The organism is Rhodobaculum claviforme (assembly GCF_016653255.1).
Taxonomy (GTDB): domain Bacteria; phylum Pseudomonadota; class Alphaproteobacteria; order Rhodobacterales; family Rhodobacteraceae; genus Rhodobaculum; species Rhodobaculum claviforme.
Map to the genome: position 1 here is coordinate 1 of NZ_NHSD01000223.1, position 6,656 is coordinate 6,656.

Consider the following 6,656-nt stretch of genomic DNA (forward strand, 5'->3'; position numbering starts at 1 on the left):
GCTCGGGCGGGTACTCCGACAGCCGCATCACCCGCTGCTCCGGCATCGCGGCGTATTCGACGATGAAGGCATCCGCCGCCCGCCCCGCCGCCACCAGCGCCCGGCGCAGCCGGGGCAGGTGGCGGCCGATCTTCATCACCACGACGGCGTCGGCCGCGCGGATGGCATCCCTCAGCCGGTCCTCGGGCAGGGTCCCCGGCAGCACCGTCAGCACATCGTCGCCCCAGGTGATCGGCATGTCCGTGGCGGTCCAGGACGCCGACATGCCGGAAATGCCCGGAACCACCTGCACCGGCACCACGCCCGACAGACGCGCATGCAGATGCATGAACGAGCCGTAAAGGAACGGGTCGCCTTCGCACAGCACCACCACGTCGGCGCCCCCCCCGGCCAGCGCGCGCAGATGCGCGGTGCACCGGCTGTAGAAGTCCGCCAGGACCGCGTTGTAGCGGGGGTCGTCGACCGGGATCTCGGTGGTGACGGGGTAATCCATCGGATGCTCGGTGGCGCCCGCCGGGATCAGCCCGTCGGCGATGCGGCGGGCCTGTCCGGGGCGCCCGGCCTTGCGAAAGAACGCCACATGGGTGGCGCCGCGCAACAGGCGGTCGGCGCGCACGCTCATCAGATCCGCAGCGCCCGGGCCGAGGCCGAGTCCATAGACCGTGCCGGGGGTCATTCGGCGCGGCTCGCCAGGGCGTTGACGGCGGCGACGGTGATCGCGCTGCCGCCCAGCCGTCCCGCGACGATGCAGCACGGCGCGGGCGGGTCGGCCCACAGCGCGTTCTTGGATTCGGCCGCGCCGACGAATCCGACGGGGCAGCCGATGATCGCCGCCGGGCGGGGACAGGTCGGGTCCTCCAGCATGTCGAGCAGGTGAAACAGCGCGGTGGGCGCATTGCCGATGGCCACCACGGCCCCGGCCAGATGCGGCAACCACAGCTCCAGCGCGGCGGCCGATCGGGTGGTGCCCATCGCGGTGGCCCGCGCCGGGGTGGCCGCATCGTGCAGGGTGCACACGACCGCGTTGCCGGCCGGCAGGCGCGCGCGGGTGATCCCCTCGGACACCATGCGCGCATCGCACAGGATCGGCGCGCCCGCCTGCAACGCGGCCCGCGCGGCCCGGGCAAACCCCGCCGAGAACCGGATATGCGGCGCCAGCGCGACCATGCCGGCGGCGTGGATCATGCGCACCGCGACCGGTTCCTCGTCGGGGTCGAAGCGGGCGAGGTCGGCCTCGGCGCGGATGATGGCGAAGGACTGCCGGTAGATCGCGGCGCCGTCGGTCTCGTACTCATGGGGCATGGGAGGTCTCCGGCGGCAGACTGGCCGCGATGGAATTGCTGCGGGTCCGCCACAGCCCGGCACGGGCCAGCGCGGCAAAGCGGTCGCGCAGGGCCGCCAGCGCGCCGGGGTTGGCGTCCGCCATGAAGGCACTGACACCGGCGTCCCCCAGCGTTGCCTCGTGATACAGATCGAACAGATGCGGCGGCACCACACCCGCCAGATGCGCGAACGCCGCCAGATGATCGAGCGTCGCCGCGATTTCGGCCGCGCCGCGGAACCCGTGGCGGCGCATGCCCGCGATCCAGGCGGGGTTGGCGGCGCGGGCACGGACCACGCGGGCGATTTCCTCGCCCAGGGTGCGGGCGCGGGGCCGGTCGGGGTCGGTGTTGTCGAGGTGATAGAGCGCGGCGCTGCCGCCGGTGATCGCCTGCGCGGCTGCGAATCCGGCCTCGTGGGCGGCGTAGTCGGCGGCGAGCAGCAGGTCGGTCTCCGGCAGGTCCTGCGCGTGCACGAACGCATCCGCCCCGGCCAGCCGCGCGGCGATCCCCTCCGGGTCGGGCCGCGTGGCGGTGCCGTCCAGCGCGTGGCTGCTGGCGGCCAGCCACGCCTGTCCGGCGGCGCGGCGGGCGTCGTCGGTGTAGTCCTCGGCCGCAGCACCCAGGCCCAGCCCGTACCGGCCCGGCGCGGGCCCATAGACGCGGGCGGTCGCGGCCCGCCCGGCATAGGGGTTCCAGTCCGGCGCCTCGTCGCGCGCGGCCAGTGCGCGGACCGCCTGCTGGAACAGCGCCGACAACGACGGGAACACGTCGCGAAACAGCCCCGACACCCGCAGGGTCACGTCGATGCGCGGCCGGTCGAGCATCGCGATCGGCAGCACCTCCACCCCCGACACCCGGTCGGAGCCCTCGTCCCACAGCGGCTTGCAGCCCAGAAGGTGCAGCGCCATGGCGAAATCCTCGCCCGCCGTGCGCATGGTGGCCGAGCCCCACAAATCCACCACCAGCCCGCGCGGCCAGTCACCGTGGTCCTGAAGGTGGCGGCGCACCAGTTCCCCCGCCAGCCGCACGCCCTGGGCATGGGCCGCGCAGGTGGGCACTGCGCGCGGGTCGGTGGTATAGAGGTTGCGCCCCGTCGGCAGCACGTCCCGCCGCCCGCGAAAGGGCGAGCCCGACGGCCCCGGCGCCACCCGCGCGCCCGCCAGCGCCGCGCGCAGCCCCGCGCGCTCGGCCGCGGCCGAAGGAGCGGTATCGAAGGCGCCCTGCGCCACCGAGGGGCGGCCGAACACATGCAGCCCGTCGCCGAACTGGCTGTCCTTGATGTCGCACACGAAGCGGTCGATGCGGGTGATCGCCTCGGCCGCGCAGGTGGCTGTCGCCAGGCCGAGGTCGTCCTCCACCCCCAGCGCCCGCGCCTCGGCCCGGATGTCGCCCTGCAACCGGTCGCGGCGCGCGGGGTCCAGACCGTCGGCGTTGGAGAATTCGTCCAGCAGGGCCTCCAGCCGGGCGAACCGGTCAGGCGTGGCGGACCGGCGCAGGGGCGGCGGGATGTGGCCCAGCGTGACGGCACCGATGCGGCGCTTGGCCTGGGCGGCCTCGCCGGGGTCGTTCACGATGAAGGGATAGATCACCGGCAAGGGCCCGATCAGGGCCTCGGGCCAGCAGTCCGACGACAGCGCCACCGCCTTGCCCGGCAGCCATTCCAGCGTGCCATGCGCGCCCATGTGGATCACCACGTCGCAGCCCGCCGCCCGCAGCCAGAGGTAGAAGGCGACATAGCCGTGGCGCGGCGTGTGGCCGAGGTCGTGGTAGTCCGCATCGCGCGTCGCGCCCTGCCCGCGCTCGGGTTGCAGCGCCACCAGCACCTCGCCCCGGCGCGTGGCGTTGAAGTGAAAGGCACCGTCGCGCACGGCCGGGTCATCCTCGGGCGGGCCCCAGGCCGCATGCAGCGCGTCGCGCAGCCCCTGCGGCAGCTGCGCCAGCGCCGCGTGATAGTCCGCGATCGGCCACGCCAGCTGCGCCCCGTCCGGCGCCCCACCCGGCGCCCCACCCGGCGTCCCGGCCAGCGCATCGGCCAGCGGCTGGCCGGGGGCGACCGGCACGCCGTCGGCCGCCAGATCCTCCAGCACCGCCTCGGCCGAGGCCAGCGCGTCGAGGCCCACGGCATGCGCCATCTGCCAGCCCTTGCCGGGGTAGCTGGACAGCACCAGCGCCGGACGCCGTTCCGCGCCGGGTGTGCGCGCCAGCCGCACCCAGCCCAGCACGCGCCCGACAATGGCGTCGATGCGCTCGGGGTGCGCGGCATGGGCATGACGGGCGAATTGCAGGTCCGCATCCCGCGTGCCGGGCTCCTTGAACGACGCGACACCGGCGAACACGCGCCCGTCGACCTCCGGCAGGACCACATGCATCGCCAGGTCGGCCGGCGACAGGCCGCGCTCGGCCTCGGCCCAGGCCTGGCGGGAGGACGTCGCCAGCGCCACCTGGAACACCGGCACCCCCGCGGCATCGAGCGGCGCGGTGCCATCCGCGCCCCGCGCCGAAAAGGCGGTGGCGTTGACGATCGCGGCGGGCGCCAGATGCGCCACCTGCCGGGCCAGCCAGCGCGCCGCCTCGGGCGCCTTCAACGAGGGCGCGAACAGCGCCGTGACATCGCAGCCGCGCGCGCGAAACGCGGCGTGCAATGCGGCCATCGGCGCCAGATCGGCCGCCGTGAGATAGGCGCGGTAGAATGTCAGCAGGATGCGCGGCCGGTCGGTGGCGGGGCCAAGGTCCACCAGCGGACAGCACGCCCCGTGTTCGGGCGTCCAGGCGCCGACCTCGGCCACGCCCTTGGGGCCTCGCACGGGGGCCGCATACAACCCCGCCGCCAGCGCCATCTGTGCCAGCGTCGCCCGCGCGGCCATCGCGCCGCCCGCATCGCACAGATGCGCGAGCCGCCGCAGCGTGGACACCGGCAGCGTCGAGACCGCGTCGAGTTGCGCATCCGCCCGCCCGTCGGCCGGCAGCACCGCCAGCGCGATCCCCCGCTCGGCCGCCAGCGCGCGGACCTGCTGCAGGCCATACGCCCAATAGGCCCGCCCGCCGATCAACCGGATCAGGATGCCGCGCGCCCCCGACAGCGTCCGCTCCACATAGGTGTCGACCGACAGCGGATGCTTCAGCGCCGCAAGGTTCGCCAGCCGCAGCGACGGCAGGCGCCCCTGCGGCCCGCCGCCCCCGTGCCAGCCCGCCGCAAACGCGCCCAGATCGCTGTCGGAGAACGACAGCACCACCAGATCGGCCGGGGCCTGGCCCAGGTCGACCGGGGTTCCGGCGTCGTCCAGCCCGTGGCTTTCGCGGAAGACGACGTGCATCAGGCGCCCAGCGCGGCACGGATGGCGGGGGGGTCGATGTCGTCGTGCTCCGCGATCACGACAAGGCGGGTGGCGCGGACCTCCTGCGCCGCCCAGGGCCGGTCGTACTGGTGGCGCACCCGCGCGCCCACGGCCTGCACCAGCAGGCGCATGGGCTTGCCCTGCACGGCGGCGTATCCCTTGACGCGCAGGATGTTGCGGCTGCGCGCCAGCGCCTCGATCCGGGCCACGAGGGTGCCGGGATCGGCCTGTTCGGGCAACTCCACCAGCAGGCTTTCGAAATCGTCGTGGTCGTGGTCATCGGCGCCGTCGTGATGGCTGGGCCGGGCGTCGAGGTCGGCCTCGGCGGCGGCCCCGATGCCCAGCACCACCCGGGCGTCGACCGCGCCCTCGGTGACCTCGATCACCGGGATGGCCCGCGGCGCCTGCGTCCCGATCACCGTGCGGGCCGCGGCCACGCCTGCGGGCCCGGCCAGGTCGGGCTTGGTCAGCAGCACCAGATCGGCACAGGCGATCTGGTCCTCGAACACCTCCGACAGCGGGGTCTCGTGGTCGAGGCTGTCGTCGGCGGCGCGCTGGGCGTCCACCGCCGCGGGGTTGGGGGCGAACCGGCCCGCCGCCACGGCCTCGGCATCGGCCACGGCGATCACCCCGTCCACGGTGATGCGCGAGCGGATCGCAGGCCAGTCGAAGGCCTTGAGCAGCGGTTTCGGCAGGGCCAGCCCCGAGGTCTCGATCAGGATGTGGTCGGGGCGCGGCTCCAGCGCCATCAGCCGCTCGATGGTGGGGATGAAGTCGTCGGCCACGGTGCAGCAGATGCAGCCGTTGGGCAGCTCCACGATGTTGTCCTCGGGGCAGTCGGGGATGGCACACCCCTTCAGGATCTCGCCGTCCACGCCGACATCGCCGAATTCGTTGACGACGACGGCCAGCCGGCGGCCGCCCGCGTTGCGCATCAGGTGGCTGATCAGCGTGGTCTTGCCCGAGCCGAGGAAGCCGGTGATCACGGTGACGGGCAGCTTCGACAGGTCGGTCATCGGGGGGCCTCCGGGGGTGGGATACGGGCGATGCAGTTCTTGCGGAAATGCTCGGGGCGGGCGCGCCACGGCACGACGCCATCGGGGGCGGCGCGATACAGCGCCGCGCCCTCGGCCACGGTGGCGACCTGATCGGGCCCAAGGTTGCCGTAGACATAGCTCCAGCGTCCCGCCCCCCGCAGCACCACCGTGCAGCCGGCCGAGCAGTTGGACAGGCATTCCACCGGCCGCAGGGTCACATCCCCGGGCCAGTCCAGCGCCGACAGCGCATCCAGAAGCACCGCTCCGGCGCGGGGGGCCGCATCGTCCACCGGTGCCCCCTGACGACAGGTGACACAGACGAGCAGTTCCATCGGTGCGGGCGGGGTGGCGGGGGGCGCGCCGGTCATGGGCGCGGTCGCGGCGGCATGCCGGCCCCGCCCGAAGGCATGGCATCATGCAAGAAGGACCTGCTGTGCAGGGTCATGGCGTGCTCCCTTGCGTCGCCCTCCGCGACGCGGTTGGGGACGGGGGCACGGCAGACGCCTGTCCGGCCACGGGGCCGGAGTAGCGCGCGCAGGGCACCCCGCCTGCTTTCACGGACACGCACCCGGATGGGCGCGCCGCTGGCAGGTCTCCCGGCTTGCGGATGTCAGAGGGGGAGCCTCTGGCGGGCGCCCGGCCTTCCCAGCCTGTTGGCCAGTGGCGTCGGGCGACCTCTCCGGTCACGGTCGCGGGGGCGGCTGCGCTTGGGGGCTTGGGGGCCCCTGTCGCATTCCCTTTTCACCCACCCGAAAGGTGGGCACCAGCCCGGCTGTCATGCCCGGCAACGCGAAGACTTGTCAAGTGCGCTGGACAGCGCGGGGGGCGCGTGCTGCCGCGCGCTCGGCCGCGTGGCGATAGAGCGCCAGCGCCCGCCAGCCGCCATGCGACAGCTTGCCAAAGGGCAGGCCCAGCAGCAGGCCCAGAACCGCCCCCAGATGCAGCGCCACAAGCCCCCCCAC

The 6,656-nt window shown here is 74.1% G+C and carries 5 protein-coding genes and 1 riboswitch; all 5 genes read right to left on the minus strand.

Going from position 1 to position 6,656, the window contains the following annotated elements; genetic code table 11:
* Positions 1-676, minus strand: a 676-nt coding sequence (gene cobI / locus CCR87_RS07925; RefSeq protein ID WP_201157004.1) for a precorrin-2 C(20)-methyltransferase, incomplete at its 3' end; no start/stop codon positions are given.
* Positions 673-1,302, minus strand: a complete 630-nt coding sequence (locus CCR87_RS07930; protein ID WP_201157005.1) for a precorrin-8X methylmutase — start codon at positions 1,300-1,302, stop codon at positions 673-675. The genes CCR87_RS07930 and cobI, both read right to left, overlap by 4 nt.
* Complete coding sequence (gene cobN / locus CCR87_RS07935; RefSeq protein WP_201157006.1) at positions 1,292-4,636, minus strand: cobaltochelatase subunit CobN; 3,345 nt, start codon at positions 4,634-4,636, stop codon at positions 1,292-1,294. Before cobN ends, CCR87_RS07930 begins: the two co-directional genes overlap by 11 nt.
* The gene (gene cobW / locus CCR87_RS07940; RefSeq protein WP_201157007.1) at positions 4,636-5,673 is read right to left on the minus strand and encodes a cobalamin biosynthesis protein CobW; all 1,038 of its coding nucleotides are present in this window, start codon (positions 5,671-5,673) and stop codon (positions 4,636-4,638) included. Before cobW ends, cobN begins: the two co-directional genes overlap by 1 nt.
* The gene (locus CCR87_RS07945) at positions 5,670-6,026 is read right to left on the minus strand and encodes a DUF1636 family protein (protein ID WP_242511919.1); all 357 of its coding nucleotides are present in this window, start codon (positions 6,024-6,026) and stop codon (positions 5,670-5,672) included. The genes cobW and CCR87_RS07945 overlap by 4 nt, the downstream gene beginning before the upstream one ends.
* A 251-nt stretch (positions 6,027-6,277) precedes the next feature.
* A riboswitch (cobalamin riboswitch) is annotated at positions 6,278-6,462 on the minus strand.
* Positions 6,463-6,656: the final 194 nt, after the last annotated feature.

Bases quoted from the DNA above. Each gene is read 5' to 3' on its own strand.
- CCR87_RS07930 (WP_201157005.1), bottom strand. From the start codon at position 1,302: ATGCCCCATGAGTACGAGACCGACGGCGCCGCGATCTACCGGCAGTCC.
- cobN (WP_201157006.1), bottom strand. From the start codon at position 4,636: ATGCACGTCGTCTTCCGCGAAAGCCACGGGCTGGACGACGCCGGAACC.
- cobW (WP_201157007.1), bottom strand. From the start codon at position 5,673: ATGACCGACCTGTCGAAGCTGCCCGTCACCGTGATCACCGGCTTCCTC.
- CCR87_RS07945 (WP_242511919.1), bottom strand. From the start codon at position 6,026: ATGGAACTGCTCGTCTGTGTCACCTGTCGTCAGGGGGCACCGGTGGAC.